The organism is Blastococcus sp. SYSU DS1024 (genome assembly GCF_054050795.1).
Genome location: NZ_JBJHAA010000011.1, coordinates 89679 through 113324, shown reverse-complemented (window position 1 = coordinate 113324; position 23646 = coordinate 89679). Strand labels below are relative to the sequence as shown.

Genomic DNA, 23646 nt, shown 5'->3' with positions numbered 1-23646 from the left:
GCGCCGGGGGACGAGCTGAACCCATGACCGAGGAGACCTGATGGACTACCTGCGACAGCTGCAGGCGGAACGGCCGCTGCTCTTCGGGCTCGGGCTCCTGGTGGTCTTCCTGGTCGGCTTCCGGCTCGTGCTCCTCCTGGTCGAGCTGGTGATGGGACCGTTCGGGCTCCCGCCCTGGGCGCCCATCGTCATCCTGGTGGGCGGCCTGGTCCTCGTCGCCCGCCGGCAGCAGCGGTAGGCGCTCATCCGTCCCGTCGGGCGTTGAGCCGGGCCGCCTGCCGCGTGAGGTGGTCGCGCTCGGGGAGGTTCGGTGCGGCCCGGGCGGCCTCGGCGTAGAGCCGCGCCGCGGTCGCCGGGTCGCCGGCGCGCTCGTGCAGGTACGCCGCGACGGCGGTGTAGCGGGGGAGCGACGGGTCCAGGTCGGCCAGCGCCGCCAGACCGGCCCGCGCACCGTCGGCCTCGCCGACCGCGACGGCCCGGTTGAGGCGGGCGATCGGGCTGCCGGTCAGCCGCACCAGCTCGTCGTACCACTCCACGATCTGCACCCAGTCGGTCTCCCCGGCGGTGCGCGCGTCGGCGTGCAGCGCGGCGATCGCGGCCTGCGCCTGGAACTCGCCCAGCCGGTCGCGGGCCAGCGCGGCCTGCAGCACGGCGACGCCCTCGGCGATCAACCGGGTGTCCCACCGGGTGCGGTCCTGCTCGGCGAGCGGCACGAGGCTCCCGTCGGGTCGGGTCCGCGCCGGGCGGCGCGCGTGGTGCAGCAGCATGAGGGCGAGCAGCCCCGACACCTCGGGGTGGTCGATGCCCGCGGCGAGCTGCCGGGTGAGGCGGATGGCCTCGGCGGCGAGGTCGACGTCGCCGGAGTAGCCCTCGTTGAAGACCAGGTAGAGGACCCGCAGCACGGTCGCGATGTCCCCGGGCCGGTCGAACCGGACGCCCGACACGGTCCGCTTGGCCCGGCTGATCCGCTGCGCCATGGTCGCCTCCGGCACGAGGTACGCCTGGGCGATCTGCCGCGTGGTCAGACCGCCGACCGCGCGCAGCGTGAGCGCGACCGCCGAGGCCGGTGTCAGGGACGGGTGGGCGCACAGGAAGTAGAGCCGGAGGGAGTCGTCCAGGACCTCGGCCGGCCCCGGCAGCGGTTCGGCCTCGACGCGCAGCTCGCGCTGCCGCCGGGAGGTCTCGGCCCTCGTGGCGTCGAGGAACTTCCGCCAGGCCACCGTGACCAGCCAGCCCTGCGGGTCGCGCGGGAGGTCGTCCGGCCACACGCGGACGGCTTCGACCAGCGCCTCCTGGACGGCGTCCTCGGCCGCCGCGAAGTCTGCCCCGCGGCGGCCGAGGATCCCGATCACGGTGGGGATGAGCGCCCGGAGCCGGGTCTCGTCCACCGGTGCGGTCACTCCGTGACGGTGGGCGGCGCCGTCAGGAAGGGGCGCAGCTCCAGCCACTCGTGGATCGGCTCCCCACCCGCGCCGGGAGCCGCCGAGAGCTCACCGGCCAGCTCGACCGCCCGCTCGTGGCTGTCGACGTCGATCACCATCCACCCGGCGATCAGGTCCTTCGTCTCCGCGAACGGGCCGTCGGTGACCGGCGGCCGACCTTCTCCGTCGTAGCGGACCCACGTGCCCTCGGGGGCGAGCGCCTGCCCGTCGACGAACTCACCGGTGCCCTCGAGGCGCGCGGCGAAGTCCCGCATGTACTGCACGTGGGCCGAGATCTCCTCCGGCGTCCACTTCTCCATCGGGACGTCGTTGGCCGCCGCCGGCGCGCCGCGGTAGTGCTTGAGCAGCAGGTACTTGGCCATGGTGTTCTCCCTGGTGAGGTACGGCCCATCGTGGCCGTTCGCACCCCTGGGACGGAACCGCGCCCGGATTCTCGACATGGAGCGCGGGCCCTGTCGAGAACCTTCAGGACAGGGTCAGACCCGGCCGCGGAGGATGCGGTGCCAGTAGACCTGCGGCAGCCCGTAGCGGTCGAACAGCCACTGCCAGCGGCGCGGCACGAACGGGTCGAGGAAGGGCACCGACGGCTGGGACCGGTTGTCGCGATCGACCTCGTTCAGCATCAGCTTCCGGCGGTCCACGGTGATCGGCATGACCGTGTAGCCGTTGTACTGCTGCATCGGCTTGCCCGTCTCGGCGGCCGACAGGTTCTTGCTCAGCACCTTCACCTGCTTGCGCAGCGCGCCCCCCGACGGGCGGGTGGCGAGGTCGGCGGCGTCGCCGAGACCCCAGACCGAGCCGTGCCGGCGGTGCCGCATCGTCCCGGGGTCGACGTCCACCAGGCCGGGGGAGGCATCGACGGCGAGGCCGGCGTCGGCGATCCAGTGCGGTGCCCGGTAGTGCGGGACGGCGTGCGCGAAGGCGACGTCCTCCAGCACCCGCGGGCCGCTGGGTGAGGTGACCGTCACCGATTGCAGGTCGCCGTCCACCCGCTCGATCCGTGACTCGCGCAGCACCTCGATGCCGTAGCCGGCGAACACGTCCTCCAGGTACCGGTCCGCCTCCGGGATGCCGGTCCCCGTCGCCGCCGGCAGCACGAGGCGGACCTGCAGGTCGTCCAGCACGCCGGCGCGCCGCCAGTGGTCGCACGCCATCAGCAGCGGCTTGAGCGCGGTCGGCCCGCACGACGCCGGCTCCGGGGGCACGGTGAACACCGCGGAGCCCGACCGCAGCGACGTCACGCCCGGCCACACCAGCGGGGCGCTGCCCGGCACGTACGAGGACGCGGCCCACCCCTCGGCGTAGGCCCGCTGCAGCCCCGGCGTCGCGTCCCAGTCCTCCACGAGGCCGGGGCAGAGGACGAGGGTCGAGCAGTGCAGGGTCCGGCCCCCGCGGGTGCGCACCGTCATGGCGGCGGGGTCGACGGCGTCGACGGCGTCACGGATCCACGTGCACCCGTCGGGCACGACGTCGGCCATCGGGCGCTCGAGCTCCGCCATCGACGCCTCGCCCGCGGCGACGTAGTTCAGCAGCGGCTTGTACCGGTGCACCGGGGACGGCGCCACGACGGTGACGTCCTCCACCCCGTCCCGGAGCAGCCGCGCCGCCAGTGAGATGCCGGCGTTGCCGCCGCCGACGATGAGCACGTTCGTTCCCGCCACGTCCGCTCCCGAGGATCAGGCCGCGGACCTCTGGTCAGCGCCGCAGCTCGGCCACCGTGTCGAGCCTGCCCAGTTTGTGCGGGTTCCGAACGGCGTAGAGGCGGCTGATCCGCCCTGCCTCGACGACGAGGGTGATCGCCGTGTCGAACTCGCCACCGGCGTCGATCCGAGCGGCGACCGCGCCGTTGATCAGCGGGGTCGTGATCGCGACCCCGGGCGCGAGTTCCGCGAACCGGGACAGCGCGTTCGCCACCCGCTCCCGCCCCGAGATCGGGCGCCGGGCGGCGGGCGCCAGACCACCGCTGTCCGCGACCACCACCACGTCGGATCCCAGCACGTCCAGGAGGCCCTGCAGGTCGCCGGCCCGCACCGCGGCGAGGAACCGGTCGACGACCCGCTGCTGCTCGGTGCGGCTGACCACCGTCCGCGGGCGCCGCGCGGCCACGTGCTCGCGTGCCCGGTGGGCGATCTGCCGCACCGCGGCGGGGGACTTGCCCACCGCCACGGCGATCTCGTCGTAGGGCACGGCGAACACCTCGTGCAGCACCAGGACCGCGCGCTCAGTCGGACCCAGGGTCTCCAGCACCGTCAGCATCGCCATCGAGATGCTCTCCGCGAGCTCGACGTCGTCGGCGACGTCGGGGCTGGTGAGCAGCGGCTCGGGGAGCCACTCGCCGACGTAGTCCCCGCGGCGGCGGGAGAGGGTCCGCAGCCGGTTGAGCGACTGCCGGGTGGTGATCCGCACCAGGTACGCCCGCGGATCGTGCACCGCCGCCCGGTCCACCTCCGCCCACCGCAGCCAGGTCTCCTGCACGACGTCGTCGGCGTCGGCGGCGGAGCCGAGCAGCTCGTAGGCGACCGTGAACAGCAAGCTGCGGTGGGCCAGGAAGGGGTCGTCGAACGGGTCGTCGCCGGTCATGCCGGGGCGAGCCCGTCCGTCGAGCGGCCGGCCAGCGGCGGCAGCCCGCAGGAGGCCGCGAACTCCTCCGAGCGGATGCCGAGCGCGACGTTGGTCCGCGCGCTGAGGTTCATCGCACCGATCCGGGCGGTCAGCTCGACCAGCGCCGGCGCGCCGAGGTCCGCCAGCAGCGCGGCCGACAGCTCGTCGGTCACCGCCGGCGGCGTCGCGCTCATCGCCTCGGCGTACTCCATGACGCGGCGTTCCAGCGGGGTGAAGGCGGTCGACTCCCGCCACCGCGGCACCTCGCGCGCCTTGGCCGCGTCGAGGCCGTGGTGACGGGTCAGGAAGTAGTGCAGGTCCAGGCAGAAGCTGCACCCGATGACGCCTGCCGCGGCCATGGACGCGTAGGTCGCCAGACCGCGGTCCAGCCGGTTCCACGACTCGCTCCTCCGGCCGAGCCCCATCAGGCCCCTGAAGACGGCGGGGTGGTGCCACATCACGCCGATCGACGCCGGTACGCGACCGAACATCCTCCGGCTGAACGCCTTCACCAGGCCTCCGTGGACGCCGGTGACCTCGGTCGCGGGGATCCGGGTGCTGCTCGCCATGTCTCCTCCAGGGTGTCGATCCGTCGACATGGAGACACCGGCCGCGCCGAGGGTGTGACAGGGCGACCGGGCGGGGCGTGAGCTCTCGCGGGCGTCGAGCACGCCGGCACAGTAGGGGAGACGGGTCCGCGGGGTGGTGGATCGGGCCCCTGCGGCGGCGAGGGGCGCCGGGCGGTGGCCCGGCGGCCCTCGCCGACGGGGCGCGCCCCGTCAGGTCGTGACGAGTCCGCGCACGCTCCCGGTCAGGGTCAGGGCCAGCCGGTGGGTCACGCGCAGCCCCTGGTCGGCCAGGGCGTACGTGGTCTCGATGACCTCCTCCGGCCGGACGAGGACGGCGGGCACGAAGCTGCGCACGATCGTCGTCACCCCCTGCACGAGGCCGACGACGGCGTCCTCGCTGCTGTCCGCCGCCGCGGCGAGCCGGCGGCGGGCCTGCTCCTGCTCCTGCTCGCGCAGCTCCACGAGGAGGTCGCGGCGGACGGCGAGGACCAGCTGTCGGGCCCGCTCGTCGTGGGACCCGTTGCGGGCCTCCTGCAGGACCTGGGCGGCCAGCAGTTCCCGGGCCCGGTCCTCGGCCTCGTCGCGGGTGCGGGCCAGCTCGTCGAGCTCCGACGTCGTCGGCTCGGTGCCGGGCGCGTCGTCGTCGGACTGCTTGCGGTTCTTCGGCTCGGTGGCGGACGCGGCCGGCGGCTTCGCTGCGGGCGTGGTCATGGCTTCCTCCTGGATCGTCTCCGTCCGGACACCACCAGGCTCCGCCCGGTTGGTGACCCGCGGGAGAGCGGCGCGCACACGGCAGGGGAGCGCCCCGGTAACAGTCGCACCACGGCCCCCGGGATCAGCCGGCGAGGCGGGCGCACTCCTCGCAGCGGGCGGCCCCGTGCTGCACCGGCCAGTCCTGCGCGGCGGTCGCGCGCACCAGCTGGCCGCAGAGCGACGCCTCCAGCCCGTCGACCACCGGCTTGGCGACGGCGTGGACGACGTCGTCGGCCCCCCCGCGGCCGGCCGCGTCGACATCACGCCCGATCCACCCGACCCGGATGCCGATCACGAAGAGGCTCGCCGTCATGGCGCCAGGGTGGGCACCCGAGATGTCCGGCGGGTGACGTCCTCCCGAACAGCGGACGGCGACGCGGCGTCTCAGCCCTCGGCGGCCGGCCGGTAGACCACGTGCAGCACCCCGGTCGGCAGCGCCTCGGAGGACACCAGCTCCAGCGGCGTGCGGCCCAGCTCGTCGGTCCAGCGCCGCTCGCCGGAGACGACGACCGGGTCCACCAGCAGCACCAGCTCGTCGAGCAGGCCGGCTGCCAGCAGCGACCGCACCGTGGTGAGGCTCCCCGACATGCCGATGGTGCCCTCGGTGCCGTCCTTGAGCGCCCGCACGTCGTCCAGGCTCCGCAGCACCGTCGTCCCGTCCCAGTCGGAGCCCTCCAGCGTCGTCGACAGCACGTACTTCCGGACGGGGTTGATGAAGTCGGCGAACTCGTCGCTGTCGTTGCCCGGCCAGTACTGCGCCCACTGGTCGTGCAGCACGCGGCCCATGAGGTAGGCCTCGCAGCGGCCCAGGTGCCGGTCCATCGCCTGGCCCATCGCTTCGTCGAAGTACGGGCCGTGCCACAGGTCGGGGCGCTCGGCGGAGCCGTCGACGGTGGTGAACAGAGCAGCGGCGATGCGTCCCACGGGGGTCTCCTTCGGTGCAGCGGTCGTCGAGAACCTAGACGGGGAAGACCCGCCGATCTCATCGGTCGGCGTGCGGGTCACCGCCTCCGACCGGCAGGCTGGCACCCGGTGGCCGGCCGGCGGCCACCGCTGCGCCGAGGAGGTACCGCGTGCCCCGCCCCCCGTTCCCGCCGTTCACCCTGGAGACCGCCCGGCAGAAGGTGCGCGCCGCGGAGGAGGCGTGGAACACCCGCGACCCGGAGCGGGTGGCGCAGGCCTACACCGAGGACACGGTGTGGCGGAACCGCGCCGAGTTCCTCCGTGGCCGCGACGAGGTCGTGGAGTTCCTGACCCGCAAGTGGCAGCGCGAGCTGGACTACGCGCTGCGCAAGGAGCTGTGGGCCTTCAGCGACGACCGCATCGCGGTGCGGTTCCAGTACGAGTGGCAGGACGCCGACGGCGGCACCTGGCGCTCCTACGGCAACGAGAACTGGGAGTTCGCCGAGGACGGCCTCATGCGCCGGCGGGAGGCCAGCATCAACGACGTCCCCATCGCCCTCGAGGAGCGCTGGATCCTCGGCCCGCGGGAGGACGGCGACACGACCCCGCTCCCGCTCCGCTGAGGCGGGGTCAGGGCTCGGTCGTCACCGTGGAGGGCACGCCGCTGCGGTCGTAGGTGGCATCCCACCGGGGCATCGCCACCGGGGCGACCCTGAGCGTGGAACCAGGGGCGGTTCCGGGTGTCACCGGATGTCCGCCGGGCGGTGCGGGCGGCACGCTCGTGGCATGACGAACTCGGTTCCCCTCCCTCCCCCCGCGGACACCCCCGGCGCGGAGCAGCAGCCCTCCCCGGGACGGCCGGAGCTCCGGCGCAGCACCACCGACAAGATGGCCGGTGGGGTGTGCGGCGGCCTGGCCGACTACACCGGCATCGACGCCGTCCTCTGGCGGGTGGGCTTCGTGGGCCTCACCGTCGCCGGTGGCGCCGGCATCCTGGTCTACCTGCTGCTGTGGGTGCTCATGCCGTCGGGCCCGGCCCGCAGCGACGAGATCCCCAGCCCCCTGGAGCGGCAGGTGCAGCGGCTGCACGACACCCTCACCGGTCGGCGGTCGGCATCCCCGCGGTGAGCTCCGCCCACCCGTGGGCCGACCCGGCGGTCGGCGCCGGCCCGCGGGGGGTGCCCATCCGACAGGATGGGCCGACCGCAGCCCCCCGACGCGCAAGGAGCGCCCCGTGACCGTCCCCTCCGGGCACCCGCCGGCCCCCATGGTCGTCCCGCAGTTCTTCGTCCGGCAGCGGGTCACGATGATGGTCAACCGCTACGAGGTGCTGGCGGCCAACCCGGACGGCAGCGAGGGACGGCTCCTCGCCCTGGCCGAGCAGAAGCGGATGAGGCTGCGCGAGGAGGTCGTCTTCTTCGCCGACGCGGGCAAGAGCCGGCGGGTGTTCTCGTTCAAGGCCCGGCAGCGCCTCGACGTCGGCGCCGAGCACGACGTCCTCGACGAGCACGGGCAGCCCATCGGCTACTTCAGGAAGGACTTCGGGGCCAGCCTGCTGCGCTCCACCTGGCACGTCTCCGCGCCGGGCGTCGAGGCGGTCGGCCAGGAGCGCAACCGGTTCATCGCGGTGCTGCGCCGGGTGTGGAACTTCATCCCGTTCCTGGAGAACATCCCGGTGCCCTTCCTCTTCCACTTCGACTTCACCGACAGCCGGACGGGTGCGGTCGTGATGAGCAGCCAGAAGCGGATCGCGCTGCGCGACCACTACACGGTGACCGTCCCCGATCACCGCCTGGACTTCCGGGTGGCGGCGGCGATGGCCGTGGCCCTGGACGCGCTGCAGAGCCGCTGACCGGACCGGGAGGCAGCGGGCGGGAAGCCGTGGTGGGCCGGCGGCGTTGCGCTGGGCAACCGACGTGAAAGGCCTCGTACCGCACATGAGCACCACCCTGTCCGTCCTCGACCTGGCACCCATCCCGCGCGGGGAGACCGCGAGCAGCGCCATCGCCGCGAGCGTGGCCCTCGCGCAGCGCGCGGAGGAGCACGGGTACGCGCGCGTCTGGTACGCCGAGCACCACAACATGCCCTCGATCGCCTCGTCGGCCACCAGCGTGCTGATCGCGCACGTCGGCGCGCAGACCAGCAGCATCCGGCTGGGCGCGGGCGGCGTCATGCTGCCCAACCACTCGCCGCTGACGATCGCCGAGCAGTTCGGCACGCTCGACGCGATGTACCCGGGCCGCATCGACCTGGGGCTGGGCCGCGCCCCGGGCAGCGACCAGAACACCATGTACGCGCTGCGCCGGGACCCGCGCTCGGCCGACAGCTTCCCGCAGGACGTGCTCGAGCTGCAGGCCTACCTGGCCGGTGAGAGCCGGGTGCCCGGCGTCGACGCCATCCCCGGCAAGGGGTCGCGCGTGCCGCTGTACGTGCTGGGCTCCTCGATGTTCGGCGCCACGCTCGCCGCCGCCCTGGGGCTGCCCTACGCCTTCGCCTCGCACTTCGCGCCGGCCATGCTCGAGCCCGCCGTCGCCGCGTACCGGCGGGAGTTCAAGCCCTCGGAGCAGCTCGCGGAGCCCCACGTCATCGCCGGCGTCAACGTGGTGGCCGCCGACAGCACCGCCGCCGCCCAGGAGCAGCTGCAGGCCGTGCGCCGGAACCTGGCCGTCGGCCTGTTCGGCCGTAGCCGGGCGCTCACCGACGAGCAGGCCGACCAGCTGCTCGCCCAGGGCGCCGGCCAGCACGTCACCACCATGCTCACCCACACCGCCGTCGGCACCCCGGCCGAGGTGCGCGACCACCTCGAGGGCTTCGTGAAGCTCGCCGACGCCGACGAGCTGATCGTCGCCCACCAGTCGGCGTCCCTCGACGGACGGCTGCGGTCGGTGGAGCTGCTGGCCCAGGCCGTGGGGGACCGCGCACTGTGATGCACCGGTGTTTCGGGTCCCGGGGAGCCGCGGGTAGGCCGCCGCGGTGACCTACTCGATCGTGGCCCGTGACCCCGAGACCGGGGAGATGGGCGTCGCCACCCAGTCGCAGGCCTTCGCGGTCGGCAACAGCGTTCCTTTCGCCCTCCCGGGGCACGGGGTCATCGCCACGCAGTCGATGGCCGAGCCCATGTACGGCGCCGTCGGTCTCGACCTCCTGCGGGGCGGGTTCACCGCCCAGGAGGTCCTGACGGCGCTCAGCAGCGTCGACCCGCAGCCCGAGCGCCGTCAGGTCGCCGTCCTCGGTCTCGCCGGCGACTTCGCCGTGTACACGGGCACCAGCTGCGTGGATGCCGCCGGTCACCTCATCGGCGAGAACTGCCTCGCGCTGGCCAACATGGCGAGCTCGCCCGCGGTGTGGGAGGCGATGGTGGAACGGTTCGAGGGCTCCGCCGGCCCGCTCGCGCAGCGCCTGCTCAACGCCCTCGTGGCGGGGGAAGAGGCCGGTGGTGACTTCCGAGGGAGGCGGTCGGCCGCCATCATGGTCGTCCGCGCGACCACGACCGGTCGTCCCTGGCACGACATGGTGGTCGACCTGCGGGTCGACGACTCCCCGGACCCGCTGGGGGCCCTGGCCGAGCTGACCGTGACCCGTGCCCGCTACCAGGACGTCGTCCGTGCCTTCCAGCAGGCGATCGACGGGGATCCCGTCACCGCCGACCGGGAGCTGGAGCTGCTGCGCCCCATGGACCCGGTCACCGAGCCCGACCAGCTGATGTGGCGGGCCGTCGTCGCGGCCCTCGCCGGGCGGGAGGACGACGCCCGGGGCATGCTGGTCGACCTCGCCGCCTCCGCGCCGCAGTTCATCGAAGCGGCCAGCCGCTTCGGCAAGGCAGGGTTGATGCCGGCCGACGTCGTCGACCGGATCATCCCGCCGGTGCCTCCCGCCTGACGCTCCCGGCGCCCCCGGACCGGCTGCTCCAGCCTGGCCTACGCGCCGCGCTACCGGTGACCGAGCTGAAGCCGGACCGCGCGTGCCGCCGGCGCCCTGGACGGATGGTTCCCGCGCGCTGACGACGACGTGGGCCGAGCCGCCCCGCCCGACGTCTGGCCGCGCCGTGGTGCGGCCAGACGTCGGGTGAGCAGGTGGGAGCCGGCGCCGGGGATGTGGCAGCGCGCCGGCGCCCCGAGCACGCGACAGCCCCTCCCCGGTGGCCGGGGAGGGGCTGTCGCGTGCGACCGCACCGCGTCGGGTGCGGCCCGGATCAGCTCTTCGGCCGTGCCCCGGCGCGCAGGGCGCCGAGCAGGTCGTGGTTGAGCCGGGAGATGGTCTCCATCGAGATGCCCTTGGGGCAGGCGGCCGAGCACTCACCGATGTTGGTGCAGCCACCGAAACCCTCGCGGTCCTGCTGGGCCACCATGTTGACCACCCGGTCGTTGCGCTCGGGCTGCCCCTGCGGGAGCAGGCCGAGGTGGGTGACCTTCGCGGCGGTGAACAGCATCGAGGAGGCGTTCGGGCAGGCCGCCACGCAGGCGCCGCAGCCGATGCAGGTCGCGGCGTCGAACGCGGCGTCCGAGTCGGCCTTCGGCACCGGGGTGGCGTGCGCCTCCGGAGCGGTCCCGGTGGGGACGCTGATGTAGCCGCCCGACTGGATGATCCGGTCGAACGCGCGCCGGTCGACGGCGAGGTCCTTGATCACCGGGAACGCGGTGGCCCGCCACGGCTCGATGTCGATCGTGTCGCCGTCGGCGAACGACCGCATGTGCAGCTGGCACGTCGTGGTCTGCTGCGGCCCGTGCGCCTGGCCGTTGATCATCACGCCGCACATGCCGCAGATGCCCTCGCGGCAGTCGTGGTCGAAGGCGACCGGGTCGTCGCCCTGCATGATCAGCTGCTCGTTGAGCACGTCGAGCATCTCGAGGAACGACATGTCGGGGGAGATGTCGGTGATCTTGTAGGTCACCATCTTGCCCTTGACCGTCGGCCCCTGCTGGCGCCAGATGCGCAGGGTCAGGTTCATGCCGCGCTTCTCCGCGCCGGGGGTGCCGGCGCCGGCGCGCGTGGCACCGTGTGTGGCTGTCACTTGTAGCTCCGCTGGGCGAGGTGGACGTACTCGTACTCGAGGTCTTCCCGGTGCAGCACCGGGGGCTGGCCCTCCGGCGTCCACTCCCAGGCTGCGACGTAGGCGAAGTTCTCGTCGTCGCGCAGCGCCTCCCCGTCGGGGGTCTGGCTCTCCGCCCGGAAGTGCCCACCGCAGCTCTCGCGGCGGTGCAGCGCGTCGATGCACATCAGCTCGGCGAGCTCGATGAAGTCGGCGACCCGGCCGGCGTGCTCAAGCGTCTGGTTGAACGAGTGCCAGTCGCCGGTGACCTTGAGGTTGGTCCAGAACTCCTGGCGGATCTCCTGGATGCGGTCGATGGCCTTGCGCAGGCCCTCGTCCGTGCGCTCCATGCCGCAGAGGTCCCACATCAGCTGGCCGACCTCGCGGTGGAAGGACGCCGGGGTGCGGTTGCCGTTGATGCTGAGCAGCTTCTGCACCTGCTCCTGCACGCCGGTCAGCGCCTCGACGGCGGCCGGGTGGCTCTCGTCGACCTTCTCGAACGGGCCGTCGGCGAGGTAGCTGCTGATCGTCGACGGGAGCACGAAGTAGCCGTCGGCCAGGCCCTGCATCAGCGCCGAGGCGCCGAGCCGGTTCGCGCCGTGGTCGGAGAAGTTGGCCTCACCGATCACGAACATGCCCGGGATCGTCGACTGCAGGTCGTAGTCGACCCACAGACCGCCCATCGTGTAGTGGACGGCGGGGTAGATCCGCATGGGGACCGAGTAGGGGTCCTCGCCCGTGATCTGGGCGTACATGTCGAAGAGGTTCCCGTACTTTGCCTCGACCGCCGGGCGGCCCAGCCGCTCGATCGCCTCGGCGAAGTCCAGGTAGACGCCCAGGCCGCCGGGGCCGACGCCGCGGCCCTCGTCGCACACGTTCTTGGCCTGGCGCGAGGCGATGTCGCGGGGCACCAGGTTGCCGAACGAGGGGTAGAGGCGCTCGAGGTAGTAGTCGCGGTCGGACTCGGGGATGTCCCGCGGGTCGCGGTCGTCGCCGCGCTCCTTGGGCACCCAGACGCGGCCGTCGTTGCGCAGCGACTCCGACATCAGGGTCAGCTTGGACTGGTAGTCGCCCTTGACCGGGATGCAGGTCGGGTGGATCTGCGTGTAGCAGGGGTTGGCGAAGTACGCGCCCCGCTTGTGCGCCCGCCAGATCGCCGTGGTGTTGGAGCCCTTGGCGTTCGTGGACAGGTAGAAGACGTTGCCGTAGCCACCGCTGGCGATGACGACGGCGTCGGCGAAGTGGGTGCTGATCTCGCCGCTGACCAGGTCGCGGGCGACGATGCCGCGGGCGCGGCCGTCGACCACGATCAGGTCGAGCATCTCGGTGCGCGCGTTCTGCTCGACGGTGCCGGCCGCGATCTGCCGCTCGAGGGCCTGGTAGGCGCCGTAGAGCAGCTGCTGGCCCGTCTGGCCGCGGGCGTAGAAGGTGCGCGAGACCTGGGTGCCACCGAAGGAGCGGTTGTCGAGCAGGCCGCCGTACTCGCGGGCGAAGGGCACGCCCTGCGCGACGCACTGGTCGATGATGTTGACGCTGACCTCGGCCAGGCGGTGCACGTTGTTCTCGCGCGAGCGGAAGTCGCCGCCCTTGACCGTGTCGTAGAACAGCCGGTGCACGCTGTCGCCGTCGTTGCGGTAGTTCTTGGCGGCGTTGATCCCGCCCTGCGCGGCGACGCTGTGCGCGCGGCGCGGGCTGTCCTGGTACCAGAACGACTTCACCTTGTAGCCGGCCTCGCCCAGCGTGGCGGCGGCGGAGCCGCCGGCCAGGCCGGTGCCGACGACGATGATCGTCATCTTGCGGCGGTTGGCCGGGTTGACCAGGCGGCCGCGGAACTTGCGCTCGCTCCAGCGCTCGCCGATCGGGACGTCGGTGGGGGCCTTGGTGTCGGCGATCGGCTCGCCGACGGTGAACAGCTCGAGAGGCATCTGGGGAGCTCCTTAGTCGATGAGCCCGAAGAGGACGGAGAACGGCACGAGCAGGAAGCCGAGGGTGATGACCGTCGCGAACGCCACGGCGAAGAGGCTGACGGTCTTCTCGCGACGGCGGTTGCTCTGGCCCAGGGTCTGCGTGGCGCTCCAGATGCCGTGCCGCAGATGCATGCCCAGCAGGATCACCGAGATGGCGTAGAAGATCGTGACGAACGGGTTCTGGAAGCTGGCGACGAGCCGCTCGTACGGCGTGCTGTCGAAGCCCTCGGCGTTCACCGCGCCGAGGGTGAGGTCGAGGACGTGGTAGATGATGAAGGCGCCGATGATCACGCCGCCCCAGCGCATCGTCCGGGAGGCGTAGCTCTGGGCGGTGGCCTTCTTGGTGACGTAGCCCTGGGGGCGGGCCCGCTTGGCCTGGCGCCACAGCGAGACGGCGGCCCAGAAGTGCGCCACCACCGCGACCAGCAGCACGATCCGGATGGTCCAGAGCGCTGTCTGGCCCGGCAGCGCCGGGTTGCCGACCGTCCGGATCCAGCCCGAGTACGAGTTGAACGCCTCGGCGCCGGAGAAGGCCTTCAAGTTCCCGATCACGTGCGCGATCAGGTACAGCACCATGATGAGGCCACTGACCGCCATCACGGCCTTCTTGAAGACCGAGTTGGTCTTCGCAACCTTCGGGGTCCTGCGCTGCGCGTGCTCCACCGTCACCACAAGTCCCCACGCTAGGACTACACGGTGCTTGCCACCAAGCCAACACGAGGTGACACGGCTCATGTAAGGCGACCCTCACCGCGGGTCGGGAGGCGGTTCCCGGCATCCCTGCACGTCGGGGGCGGGGGGCGGTGGTCCTGCAGCCTCCGGTGGGGGATCGTGTGCTCGTGCCCACCTCCACGCGTGGATTCCTCGGCCGCCGTCGCGAGCGCGACCCGCGGCTGCCCCCCGGCCAGTACGACGTCGGCGCCGACTGGCCGGTGCTCACCGCCGAACCGACCCCGCGCATCTCCCCGGAGACCTGGAGCATCACCGTCGACGGGAAGGTGGAGTCGCCGACGACGTGGTCGTGGGAAGAGGCGCACCGGCTGCCGCCGTCGGAGTACCGCGGCGACATCCACTGCGTCACGACGTGGTCGAAGTTCGACACCCGGTTCTCCGGGATCAGCGTCGACACGCTGCTGGAGGCCGCCCGGCCGACCGCCGAGGCGCAGTTCGTGATGGCGACGTCGAAGACGGGCTACACGACGAACCTGCCGCTGGCCGACGTCACCGGGGGGAAGGCGTGGCTGGTCTGGGACTTCGACGGCCGTCCGCTGACCCCGGAGCACGGCGGTCCCGTCCGGCTGCTGGTCCCGCACCTGTACTTCTGGAAGAGCGCCAAGTGGATCAGCAAGCTGACGCTGCTGGCCCGCGACCAGCCCGGCTTCTGGGAGCAGAACGGCTACCACGACCGCGGGGACCCGTGGCGGCAGCAGCGGTACCAGGGTGACTGAGCCGGAGCCCGTCGTCCTGGGCGCGGGCGTCGCAGGTGCACCCAGCGGGGGCTGGCGGACGGCGACCGTGGCGGGGGTGCGCCGGCCCGTTCCCCGGTCGGTCCAGCTCCGGCTCGACGTCGCCGACCGGGTGGACCACCTGCCCGGGCAGCACTACGTCGTCCGGTTGACCGCGCCGGACGGGTACACCGCGCAGCGCTCGTACTCGGTGGCCTCCGCGCCCGGCGACCCGCTGGTCGAGCTGTTCGTCGAACGGCTGGACGACGGCGAGGTCTCCACCCACCTGGCCGACGTCGTCGAGCCCGGCGACGTGCTCGAGGTGCGCGGCCCCATCGGTGGCTGGTTCGTGTGGGACACGGAGAGCCCGGCGCTGCTGGTCGCCGGCGGCAGCGGTGTCGTCCCGTTCGTGTCGATGCTGCGCACCGCCCGGGCGCTCGGGCGCGCCGACCTGCTCCGGATGGCGGTCTCGGTCCGGACGCTGGAGCTGCTGCCCTACGCCGACGAGCTGGTCGCCGCCGGCGCGCTGGTCGTCACCACGCGGGAACCGCACGGCATCCGGCCCGCCGGCCGGCTCACCGCCGCCGACCTCGTGCCGCTGTGGGAGCCGGGCCAGACAGCCTTCGTCTGCGGCTCCGCCGCGTTCGCCGGTGCGGCCACCCGGCTGCTCGAGACCTTGGGCATCCCGGCGGCCGACGTCCGCGTGGAGCAGTTCGGCCCGAGCGGCTGAGGAACCCCGGCCGGGTCCCCCAGCCGCTCGGGACGGCGGCCGGGTCAGCCGGTGGCGGTCGGGTTCCCCGGGGTGAACAGCCACTGCCGGAACAACTCGTCGAGCTGCTGACCGGAGACCTTCTCCGCGAGCGCGAGGAACTCCTCGGTGGTGACCGTGCCGCCGGCCTGCGACGCGACCCACTCCCGGACGATCGCGAAGAACGCCTCGTCGCCCACCTCGGTCCGCAGCGCCTGGAGGGTCATCGCGCCGCGGTAGTAGACCGCGATGTCGAAGAGGTTCTCCGTCGCCGGCCCCGGGTCGCCGATGGTGAGCTCCCAGAACTCCGGCGGGGCGCCCGCGGCGATGGCGTCGAACTCCTGCTGCGGGGTGGACAGCCCCTCGCGCTCGAGCCAGAGCCACTCGGCGTAGGTGGCGAACCCCTCGTTGAGCCAGATGTGCTGCCACGCGTCGATGCGCAGGAGGTCGCCGGTCCACTGGTGGGCCAGTTCGTGCACCACCACGAGGTCGCCGTTCAGGGGATCGGTGAAGAACACCGGTGCGTAGACCGACCGGGTCTGCGTCTCCAGCGCGAACTGGAACTCCGGGTGGTCGTCGACGATGCCGCCGGCGGCGCGGAACGGGTACTCGCCGAAGATGCCCGAGAGGAAGTCGACGATCTCCGGCTGCCGGGCCAGCGACCCCTCGGCCACCTCCCCGACGGTCGGGCCCTCGGTCTCCGGGACGAGGTCGAGGGCGAACAGGTCGGGGTCGAGCGCGTCCCAGTAACGGATGCCGTCGGCGCGGTACTGGCGCAGGTCGAACTCGCCGATCGCCAGCGTCACCAGGTAGGTGGCCATCGGCTCCTGCGCGCGCCAGTCCCAGGTGGTCCACCCGTGGGCGGTGCGGCTGCCGCGCAGGATGCCGTTGGAGACGGCCTCCAGGCCCGCGGGGACCGTGGCCCGGACGGTGACCGAGGCGGCGTCCCGGGGGTGGTCGTTGGCCGGGAACCAGGTGGCCGCGACGTCGGGCTGGCCGGCCACGATCGCGCCGTCGTCGGTGTGCATGAAGCCGGAGGTGCCGAGCGCGCCGGTGAGGGTCTGCGGCACGCCGTCGTAGGTGACGGTGGTGGCGAACTTCTGCCCCGCCCGGGGGGCCTTGTCCGGGGTGACGACGAGCTCGCCGCCCTCGCGCACCCAGGTCGCGTCCTGGGAGCCCACCCGCACCGACCGCACCTCCATGCCCTCGAGGTCGAGGTTGAAGCGCGAGAGGTCCTGGAGAGCCCGGGCCGTGATCGTCGCGACTCCGCTGAGGACGTCGGTCGCGGGGTCGTAGCGGATGTCCAGGTCGTAGTGCACGACGTCGTACCCGCCGTTCCCGTCCAGCGGGAAGTAGGGGTCCCCGATGCCGGGGGCGCCGGGGGACCCCGTGCCGGGCGGGTCGTCGCCGGCCGAGGCGGTTCCGGCGCCGAGGCCGAGGGCCACCACGGTCGTCATGGTCAGGATCGAGAGTTTCCGGGACATGGCTGCTCCTCCGAGCCGTCGCGGGTCTCCTGTGCGCGGAGACGGCGACGGTAACGGCTCGGTGCGGGCGCGATTCTCCACGCTGACCGGCCGTCGCACCCCCGCCGCGTGGGACCACCGGGCGGACACACGCGGTCGCTCGCTGCGACCGGCGGAACCGGATCAGCGGTCGTCGGGGCCCGGCCGGCCGGGTAGAAGTGGGGGATGACGACGACCGCACCGCACCCGTCCCTGGACCCTGCGCTGGTCAGCCGGCTCGCCGCCCTCGTCACCGCGGCGCCCGGCCGCTCGCGGCAGGCGTCGTACGCGCCGTTCACCGGCGAGGTCGTGGGCCAGGTGCCCACCTGCACGGCGGAGGACGTGCGGGAGGCGCAGCGCCGCGCGCGGGCCGCGCAGGGCGAGTGGGCGCGGCGGCCGATGGCCGAGCGCGCCGCGGTGATGCTGCGCTACCACGACCTGGTCCTGGACCGGCAGAAGCAGATCCTCGACATCGCGCAGGTCGAGACCGGGAAGGCCCGCGTCAGCGCCTTCGAGGAGCTGGCCGACGTCGCCATGACCGCGCGGTACTACGCGCGCACCGCGGCCGCGCACCTGCGCCCCACCCGGCGCCAGGGCGCGCTGCCGGTGCTCACCCGCACCGTGGAGCACCACCACCCGAAGGGCCTGGTCGGCGTGATCAGCCCGTGGAACTACCCGCTCACCCTCGCCGTCTCCGATGCGATCCCGGCGCTCCTGGCCGGCAACGGGGTCGTGCTCAAGCCCGACGCGCAGACGCCGTTCACCGCGCTGATCGCCGTCGAGCTGCTCCACGAGGCCGGGCTGCCCCGGGAGCTGTTCCAGGTGGTCACCGGGGCCGGTCGCGAGCTCGGCGCGCCGCTGATCGAGGGCGTCGACTACCTGATGTTCACCGGGTCCACCGCGACGGGGCGGATCGTCGCCGAGCAGTGCGCCCGCCGGCTGATCGGCTTCTCCGCGGAGCTCGGCGGCAAGAACCCGATGATCGTGCTCGCCGACGCCGACCTGGAGAAGACCGTCGAGGGCGCGGTGCGGGCCTGCTTCGCCAACTCCGGCCAGCTCTGCATCTCGGTCGAGCGGATGTACGTGGAGGACGCCGTCCACGACCGGTTCGTCGCCGCGTTCGTCGAGCGGGTGGCGCGCATGCGGCTGGCTCCCGGCCTGACGTGGGACGCCGAGATGGGCTCGCTGGTGAGCGCCCAGCAGCTCGACGTCGTCGCCCGGCACGTCCGCGACGCCGTCGCCAAGGGCGCGCAGGTGCTCGCCGGCGGGCGGCCGCGCCCGGACCTCGGCCCGCTGTTCTACGAGCCCACCGTGCTCGCGGGCGTGACGGACGAGATGGAGCTGGCGCGCGAGGAGACCTTCGGGCCGGTCGTCGCGATCACCCGGGTGCGCGACGCCGACGAGGCGGTCCGGCTGGCCAACGACACCTGCTACGGCCTGAACGCCAGCATCTGGACGACCGCGGCGCGGGGCGCGGAGCTCGCCACCCGCATCCAGGCCGGGACGGTGAACGTCAACGAGGCCTATGCCGCGGCGTGGGCCTCCCACGACGCCCCGATGGGCGGGATGAAGGACTCGGGCGTCGGTCGGCGGCACGGCCGGGAGGGCATCCTCAAGTACACCGAGAGCCAGACCGTCGCCGTCCAGCGAGGGCTGCCGGTGGGGCCGGTGCCGGGGCTGCCGCTGGAGCGCTACGCGACGGTGATGACCGCCGGGCTCCGGGCGCTCAAGCGCATGCCGTTCCGGAAGTGAGCCCGTCGCCGCCCGGCGTCAGATCCAGCCGTGCCGGCGGGCCTCGGCGACGGCGGCGTGCCGGTTCGGCGCCCGCAGTTTCGCGGCGGCGGCGGAGAGGTGGTTGCGGACCGTGCCGGGGGAGAGGTGGGCCCGCGCGGCGATCTCCTCCACCGGCGCGCCACCGGCGGCGAGCTCCAGGATGTCGGCCTCCCGCGGGGTCAGCGGGCTGTCCCCGGCGCTGATCGCCTCCGCGGCCAGCTCGGGGTCGACGTACCGGCCGCCGGTGTGCACCGTCCGGACGACGGTGGTCAGCACCCCGGCGTTCACCGTCTTGGGGAGGAACCCGCGCACCCCCGCCTCCAGCGCGCGCTTGAGGTGGCCCGGCCGCCCGTGACCGGTGACGATCACCAGCCCGCAGCCGGGCAGGAGGGCGGCGAGGTCGGCGGCCAGCGAGATGCCGTCGCGGTCGGGCAGCTGCAGGTCCAGCACGGCGACGTCGGGAGCGTGTGCCCGCGCCATCGCCAGCGCCTCGCCGGCGGAGGCCGCCTCCGCGACGACGTCGAGGTCGTCCTCCAGCGCCAGCAACGCGGCCAGCGCCGAGCGGATCAGGTTCTCGTCGTCGGCGAGCAGTACGCGGATCACCGGCGTGCCACCACCGGCACCGTGGCCTCCAGCGCGAAACCGCCGTCCGCCGGCCGCGCCCGGAGGCGGCCGCCGAGGGCGGTCAGCCGTTCGGCGAGCCCGGTGAGGCCGTTGCCCCACTCCGTCCCCGGCGCGTCCGCACCGTCGTTGACCACGGTCAGCCCTGCCTCCTGCTCGGTGACGGTCACGGTGATCGTGCACCGCGACGCACGGCTGTGCCGCAGCACGTTGGTCACCGCCTCGCGCACCACCCAGGCGAGCGCGCTCTGCAGCTGCTCGGGCAGCGCCGTCCCGGCGTCCTCGCCCGCCACGCTGCAGGCGACGCCGGCCGCCCGGAGCACCGAGCGGGCACCCGCCAGCTCGCCGCCGAGGTTCGCCGAACGGTAGCCCCGGACGACCTCCCGCACCTCCCGCAGCGACCCTTCGGCGATGCGGCTGATGTCGTCGAGCTCCTCGGCGGCCCCGGGCTGACCACGCCGGACGAGCGCGCCGGCCAGCTGGCTCTTCACCGCGATGGTCGACAGGTCGCGGCCCATCACGTCGTGCAGGTCGCGGGCGAACCGCAGCCGTTCCTCGGCCACCGCCAGCTGGAGGTGGACCTCCCGGCTGCGGGCCATCTCGCGCACCACGTCCAGCACCCAGACCGAGAACCGGAAGGCGGCGATGACCCCGACGACCGCGATGGTGAGCACCACGCCCTGCACCGCCGCGGCCGGGGCCGCCGTGCCGGCGAGGTGGGCCGCGAACCCGCTGAGCACCCCGACGGTGACCGCGTGCGGCAGCAGCCGGCGCGTCGGCCAGACCGTCGAGCAGGTGGTCAGGACGATCCCCAGCGGCACCGCCACCGACCACGGCACGGCCGGGTCGGGGTCGTCGCCGCCGAAGGCCCACACCCCCGCGGCCGCCATGACCCCGGCCGCGACGAACGAGCCGACGAGGGCGGCGGCCGGCAGCGCGTCGCCGTCGCCGTGCGCGGCGAGGCCGAGCCGGGTCAGCACCACCCCGCCGGCGGTCGTACCGAGGGCTCCGGCGAGGTACAGCCCCGCCGCGAGGCCGGGGACGGGATCGACGGCGCTGCCCAGCATGGCGACGGCGATCAGCGGGACGGCGGCGATCAGCGAGTAGAAGGACCACCGCGTGTACAGCTCGATGCGCTCCGGGTCCGAGCGGTCGCCCCACCAGCGGATCACGGTCGGCACCCGGCCATCGTGCCCGAGCCGCCTGCGCCGCCCGTGTCCGCCGGGCTCACCGGCGCGGCGCCCAGCGGAACCCGCGCCGGGCGAGCACCGCCCCCACGACCAGCCAACCGGTGAGGACGGCCAGCGGCAGGAGGGCGGAACCCCATGCGCCGGCCAGGTCGACCGCCTCACCGGTCCAGGTCCGGCCGGCCAGCCCGAGCTGGCTGAGCTCGACGACCGGGGTGACCGGGAGCAACCGCGCCACCGTGGCGACGTCGTCGGGCAGCGCCGACAGCGGGAAGAACAGCCCGGACAAGGCGGAGGACACCATGAGCACGGGCAGCGCCGTGATCTGGGCGCTCTCGGCGGTGCGGGTGAAGGCGGTGCTGGCCGCGGCCAGCAGCACCATCACGGCCGCGCCCCCGACGAGGGCGAGCAGCGGCAGGACGACGTCGACCGGGGCCGCCCACTCGCCGAGGACGGCGATCCCGGCCGCGACGAGGGCGACCTGGGCGGCGGTGACCAGCAGGGTCGGGGCCGCGATGCCGAGGACCACCTCCCCGCCGGTCAGCTCCCCGGTGCGCATGCGCTGCAGGATCAGCTCCTCGCGCCGCGCCACGAAGGTGGTGAGCAGGTTGTAGTACGTGAGGAAGACCAGCAGCACCCCGACGGCGGTGACCACCAGTCGTGGGCCGACGGCGACGGCGTCGTCGCCGAGCCCCATGACGGGGACGGCGGCGACCAGCAGGAGGGGCAGCAGCACGGAGTTGACGACCGCGGTGCGATTCCGCCCGAGCAGGCGGGTCTCGGCGGCGGCGAGGGCGAGCGTGCGCCGGAGCCGGCTGGGCCCGGTGGGGGTCGTCGTGGGCGAGGCGGCGGTCGTGGGGACGGGCATCAGGCGCTCCTGCTCTCGGTGGCGGATCGGTCGGTGGCCTGGGGGGCGCCGTCGGCGACGGCCAGGAACGCCTGCTCCAGAGAGGCCGACCGGGCCTGCAGGCCCGTCAGCTCGACGTCGTGGTCGGCGGCCCAGGCCAGCAGGGCGGTCAGCGCCGCCTGCAGGTCGCGGGTGTGCAGCTCGACCCGGGGAGCGGGGGCGACCAGCCGGGTACCGGGCAGCGGCGGCAGCGGGGGAGCGGCCGGCGGCAGCGAGAACCGGATGACGGCCGGCTGGGTGGCGGCGATCTCCTCCGGGGTGCCCTCCAGCTCGATCCGGCCGGCGCGCAGGATGGCGATCCGGTCGGCCAGCTCCTCGGCCTCCTCGAGGTGGTGGGTGGTGAGGACGACGGCCGTCCCGCCCCGCACCATCTCCTGCACCAGCGACCACACCGTCCGCCGGCTCTCCGGGTCCAGGCCGGTGGTGGGCTCGTCGAGCACCAGAACCCGCGGCCGGCCCAGCAGGGCGAGGGCGAGGTCGAGGCGCCGGCGCTCACCGCCGGAGAGGCTGCGCACCCGGACGTCCGCCCGGGCGGTCATGCCCACCTGCGCGAGCGCCTCGTCGACCGGGCGCGGGGACGTCAGGGTGCGCGCCCAGGTGGACACCGTCTCGCCGACGGTGAGATCGCCCGGCAGGCCGCTGCTCTGCAGCAGCACCCCGAGGTGCGGGCGGACCGCCGCGGGCTCGCGGCGGGGGTCGGCGCCCAGGATCCGCACGGTCCCCTCGTCGGGCGTGGCCAGCCCCTCCAGCACCTCCAGCGCGGACGTCTTGCCCGCCCCGTTGACGCCGAGCAGCGCGAACACCTCGCCGGGGCGCACCTCGAAGGAGATGCCCCGGACGGCTTCGAAGTCGCCGTAGCGGCGCCGCAGGTCGGTGACCTCCACCGCCGGTGGCGCGTCCCGCCGCGGTCCTGGCCGGGCGCGGGGGGAGTCGTCGACGGTGGTCATGCGGAACCTCCTCGGCGCGCCCCGCCGGCCGCCGTCGGGCCGGTCCTCCGGGTCGCACCCCTCACGCTGCCGCCCGGGCGGGCGCGGCACAGGTGCCGTCGTTCACGACCTGCGCCGCCGTCCGCACGCCCGACCCGTGACGCGTGTCATGGGTCGGGACCGCTCGGACCGAGGACGGCCCGGGCCGCGAGGAAGCCCGGGGCGTGCTCGGCGACGTCGAGCTCGTCGACAGGCCCAGATCAGCGGAACCGCGCAGCCAGGCGCTCGTCGGGTGTGGTCATCACCGGACCGTGGCCACGCCGCCGATGACCGGCGATGAGCACCATCACGTGTGGGGGCGGGACCGCTCCGGGTAGGGGCGCGCCAACGCGCCGCCCGGTTCCCGGCCCCGGTGTCGGGCAGAAGGAGTGACCGTGGATCAGCAGGACCAGAAGCGCGCCGAGCTGGGGGTGACGGACGCCCCCGCCGAGGACGAGATCGCCGAGGCGTTCGACAAGATCGTCAGCGAGGGCGCCCAGCGGCTGCACCGCCGGTGGCGGGAGGTGCTGGCGACCGGGATGGCGGGCGGCCTCGAGGTGGCCGTCGGCGTGCTCGCCCTGCTCGCGGTGCTCGAGGCGACCGGCAGCGAGCTGCTGGGCGGCCTCGCGTTCAGCGTCGGCTTCATCGCGCTCATGCTGGGCCGCAGCGAGCTGTTCACCGAAGGGTTCCTGGTCCCGGTGACCGCGGTGTTCGCCAGTCGCGCCAGCGGCGCCCAGCTGGCGAAGCTGTGGGCGGGGACGCTGGTGGCCAACCTGGTCGGTGGCTGGCTGGTCATGTGGCTGGTCGTGCTGGGTTTCCCCGACCTCGCCGACGTCGCCGTCGAGTCCGCCGTGCACTTCGTCGAGGCGCCGCTGGACCTGCAGTCGGTCTCCCTCGCGTTCCTCGGCGGCAGCGTCATCACCCTGATGACCCGGATGCAGCACGGTGCCCACTCCGAGGGCGGGAAGATCGTCGCCTCCGTCATCGGCGGCTTCCTGCTGGCCGGCCTGATGCTCTTCCACTCGATCCTCGACTCGCTGCTCATCTTCGGTGCGTTGCACGCGGGCGCCCCGTTCGGCTACTGGGACTGGCTGGCCTGGTTCTGGTACACCGTGCTGCTCAACATGGCCGGGGGCCTGCTCGTGGTCACGATGATCCGGCTGGTGCGCAGCAAGGAGCTGATCGAGCGCGAGCGCTCGGCGGTCGCCGCGGGCCGGTAGGGGCGCGCCGGCAC

General features: G+C 73.6%; 26 protein-coding genes. 10 read left to right on the top strand and 16 right to left on the bottom strand.

Going from position 1 to position 23646, the window contains the following annotated elements; translation table 11 throughout:
- Positions 1-40 precede the first annotated feature (40 nt).
- Positions 41-238 carry a hypothetical protein gene (locus ACI79S_RS12180; RefSeq protein ID WP_456593697.1) on the top strand — a complete coding sequence of 66 codons (198 nt, stop codon included), beginning with the start codon at positions 41-43 and terminating at the stop codon, positions 236-238.
- Between the two features lie 4 nt (positions 239-242).
- On the opposite strand, the gene ACI79S_RS12175 is transcribed toward ACI79S_RS12180, so the two are convergent.
- From ACI79S_RS12175 to ACI79S_RS12140, 8 genes are all read right to left on the bottom strand, one after another.
- Positions 243-1400: an RNA polymerase sigma factor gene (locus ACI79S_RS12175; protein ID WP_456593696.1), complete on the bottom strand. Its 1158-nt coding sequence runs from the start codon at positions 1398-1400 to the stop codon at positions 243-245.
- Positions 1397-1804, bottom strand: a complete 408-nt coding sequence (locus ACI79S_RS12170; RefSeq protein ID WP_456593695.1) for a YciI family protein — start codon at positions 1802-1804, stop codon at positions 1397-1399. Before ACI79S_RS12170 ends, ACI79S_RS12175 begins: the two co-directional genes overlap by 4 nt.
- A 114-nt stretch (positions 1805-1918) precedes the next feature.
- Positions 1919-3103 carry an NAD(P)/FAD-dependent oxidoreductase gene (locus ACI79S_RS12165; RefSeq protein ID WP_456593694.1) on the bottom strand — a complete coding sequence of 395 codons (1185 nt, stop codon included), beginning with the start codon at positions 3101-3103 and terminating at the stop codon, positions 1919-1921.
- Between the two features lie 34 nt (positions 3104-3137).
- Positions 3138-4022, bottom strand: a complete 885-nt coding sequence (locus ACI79S_RS12160) for an RNA polymerase sigma-70 factor (RefSeq protein WP_456593693.1) — start codon at positions 4020-4022, stop codon at positions 3138-3140.
- The gene (locus tag ACI79S_RS12155; protein ID WP_456593692.1) at positions 4019-4612 is read right to left on the bottom strand and encodes a carboxymuconolactone decarboxylase family protein; all 594 of its coding nucleotides are present in this window, start codon (positions 4610-4612) and stop codon (positions 4019-4021) included. The genes ACI79S_RS12160 and ACI79S_RS12155 overlap by 4 nt, the downstream gene beginning before the upstream one ends.
- Positions 4613-4822: 210 nt before the next feature.
- The gene (locus ACI79S_RS12150; RefSeq protein WP_456593691.1) at positions 4823-5323 is read right to left on the bottom strand and encodes a hypothetical protein; all 501 of its coding nucleotides are present in this window, start codon (positions 5321-5323) and stop codon (positions 4823-4825) included.
- A 124-nt stretch (positions 5324-5447) separates the two neighbouring features.
- On the bottom strand, positions 5448-5678 hold the full coding sequence (locus ACI79S_RS12145; RefSeq protein ID WP_456593690.1) for a hypothetical protein: 231 nt from the start codon (positions 5676-5678) through the stop codon (positions 5448-5450).
- Positions 5679-5749: 71 nt separating this feature from the next.
- Positions 5750-6289 (bottom strand): dihydrofolate reductase family protein, encoded by a 540-nt coding sequence (locus tag ACI79S_RS12140; protein WP_456593689.1) that lies wholly within the window; start codon positions 6287-6289, stop codon positions 5750-5752.
- 149 nt (positions 6290-6438) lie between these two features.
- Between ACI79S_RS12140 and ACI79S_RS12135 the strand changes: the two genes are divergently transcribed.
- From ACI79S_RS12135 to ACI79S_RS12115, 5 genes are all read left to right on the top strand, one after another.
- On the top strand, positions 6439-6891 hold the full coding sequence (locus ACI79S_RS12135) for a nuclear transport factor 2 family protein (RefSeq protein WP_456593688.1): 453 nt from the start codon (positions 6439-6441) through the stop codon (positions 6889-6891).
- Between the two features lie 163 nt (positions 6892-7054).
- The gene (locus ACI79S_RS12130; RefSeq protein ID WP_456593687.1) at positions 7055-7396 is read left to right on the top strand and encodes a PspC domain-containing protein; all 342 of its coding nucleotides are present in this window, start codon (positions 7055-7057) and stop codon (positions 7394-7396) included.
- Positions 7397-7502: 106 nt separating this feature from the next.
- Positions 7503-8120: a hypothetical protein gene (locus tag ACI79S_RS12125; protein WP_456593686.1), complete on the top strand. Its 618-nt coding sequence runs from the start codon at positions 7503-7505 to the stop codon at positions 8118-8120.
- An 85-nt stretch (positions 8121-8205) separates the two neighbouring features.
- Positions 8206-9195, top strand: coding sequence for an LLM class flavin-dependent oxidoreductase (locus ACI79S_RS12120; RefSeq protein WP_456593685.1), 990 nt, complete (start codon positions 8206-8208; stop codon positions 9193-9195).
- A 46-nt stretch (positions 9196-9241) separates the two neighbouring features.
- The gene (locus tag ACI79S_RS12115; RefSeq protein ID WP_456593684.1) at positions 9242-10147 is read left to right on the top strand and encodes a DUF1028 domain-containing protein; all 906 of its coding nucleotides are present in this window, start codon (positions 9242-9244) and stop codon (positions 10145-10147) included.
- Between the two features lie 313 nt (positions 10148-10460).
- Here ACI79S_RS12115 and ACI79S_RS12110 read toward each other — a convergent pair whose 3' ends face one another.
- Genes ACI79S_RS12110 through ACI79S_RS12100 form a run of 3 tightly spaced genes read right to left on the bottom strand, consistent with a single transcriptional unit; the run spans position 10461 to position 13933 of the window.
- Positions 10461-11279 (bottom strand): succinate dehydrogenase/fumarate reductase iron-sulfur subunit, encoded by an 819-nt coding sequence (locus ACI79S_RS12110; RefSeq protein WP_456593683.1) that lies wholly within the window; start codon positions 11277-11279, stop codon positions 10461-10463.
- Positions 11276-13222 carry a fumarate reductase/succinate dehydrogenase flavoprotein subunit gene (locus ACI79S_RS12105; RefSeq protein ID WP_456593682.1) on the bottom strand — a complete coding sequence of 649 codons (1947 nt, stop codon included), beginning with the start codon at positions 13220-13222 and terminating at the stop codon, positions 11276-11278. Before ACI79S_RS12105 ends, ACI79S_RS12110 begins: the two co-directional genes overlap by 4 nt.
- 12 nt (positions 13223-13234) lie before the next feature.
- Positions 13235-13933 carry a succinate dehydrogenase cytochrome b subunit gene (locus ACI79S_RS12100; RefSeq protein WP_456593681.1) on the bottom strand — a complete coding sequence of 233 codons (699 nt, stop codon included), beginning with the start codon at positions 13931-13933 and terminating at the stop codon, positions 13235-13237.
- 170 nt (positions 13934-14103) lie between these two features.
- Here ACI79S_RS12100 and ACI79S_RS12095 point away from each other — a divergent pair, with 170 nt between their 5' ends.
- Both ACI79S_RS12095 and ACI79S_RS12090 read left to right on the top strand, forming a co-directional pair.
- Positions 14104-14712, top strand: a complete 609-nt coding sequence (locus ACI79S_RS12095) for a sulfite oxidase-like oxidoreductase (protein WP_456593680.1) — start codon at positions 14104-14106, stop codon at positions 14710-14712.
- Positions 14705-15439: an FAD-binding oxidoreductase gene (locus tag ACI79S_RS12090; RefSeq protein ID WP_456593679.1), complete on the top strand. Its 735-nt coding sequence runs from the start codon at positions 14705-14707 to the stop codon at positions 15437-15439. Before ACI79S_RS12095 ends, ACI79S_RS12090 begins: the two co-directional genes overlap by 8 nt.
- Before the next feature lie 44 nt (positions 15440-15483).
- On the opposite strand, the gene ACI79S_RS12085 is transcribed toward ACI79S_RS12090, so the two are convergent.
- A complete protein-coding gene (locus tag ACI79S_RS12085; protein ID WP_456593678.1) occupies positions 15484-16941 on the bottom strand; it encodes a M1 family metallopeptidase in 1458 nt (485 codons plus the stop codon).
- A 204-nt stretch (positions 16942-17145) separates the two neighbouring features.
- Between ACI79S_RS12085 and ACI79S_RS12080 the strand changes: the two genes are divergently transcribed.
- Complete coding sequence (locus tag ACI79S_RS12080; protein WP_456593677.1) at positions 17146-18711, top strand: succinic semialdehyde dehydrogenase; 1566 nt, start codon at positions 17146-17148, stop codon at positions 18709-18711.
- Between the two features lie 18 nt (positions 18712-18729).
- Here the strand turns inward: ACI79S_RS12080 and ACI79S_RS12075 are convergent, their stop codons facing one another.
- The 4 genes from ACI79S_RS12075 to ACI79S_RS12060 are packed head-to-tail and all read right to left on the bottom strand — an operon-like array spanning position 18730 to position 22394.
- Positions 18730-19335, bottom strand: a complete 606-nt coding sequence (locus ACI79S_RS12075; protein ID WP_456593676.1) for a response regulator transcription factor — start codon at positions 19333-19335, stop codon at positions 18730-18732.
- Entirely contained in the window at positions 19332-20534 is a 1203-nt protein-coding gene (locus ACI79S_RS12070) for a sensor histidine kinase (protein ID WP_456593675.1), read from the bottom strand. The genes ACI79S_RS12075 and ACI79S_RS12070 overlap by 4 nt, the downstream gene beginning before the upstream one ends.
- A 46-nt stretch (positions 20535-20580) precedes the next feature.
- Positions 20581-21408, bottom strand: coding sequence for an ABC transporter permease (locus ACI79S_RS12065; RefSeq protein WP_456593674.1), 828 nt, complete (start codon positions 21406-21408; stop codon positions 20581-20583).
- Entirely contained in the window at positions 21408-22394 is a 987-nt protein-coding gene (locus ACI79S_RS12060; protein ID WP_456593673.1) for an ABC transporter ATP-binding protein, read from the bottom strand. The genes ACI79S_RS12065 and ACI79S_RS12060 overlap by 1 nt, the downstream gene beginning before the upstream one ends.
- A 413-nt stretch (positions 22395-22807) precedes the next feature.
- Here ACI79S_RS12060 and ACI79S_RS12055 point away from each other — a divergent pair, with 413 nt between their 5' ends.
- Positions 22808-23632: a formate/nitrite transporter family protein gene (locus tag ACI79S_RS12055; RefSeq protein ID WP_456593672.1), complete on the top strand. Its 825-nt coding sequence runs from the start codon at positions 22808-22810 to the stop codon at positions 23630-23632.
- Positions 23633-23646: the final 14 nt, after the last annotated feature.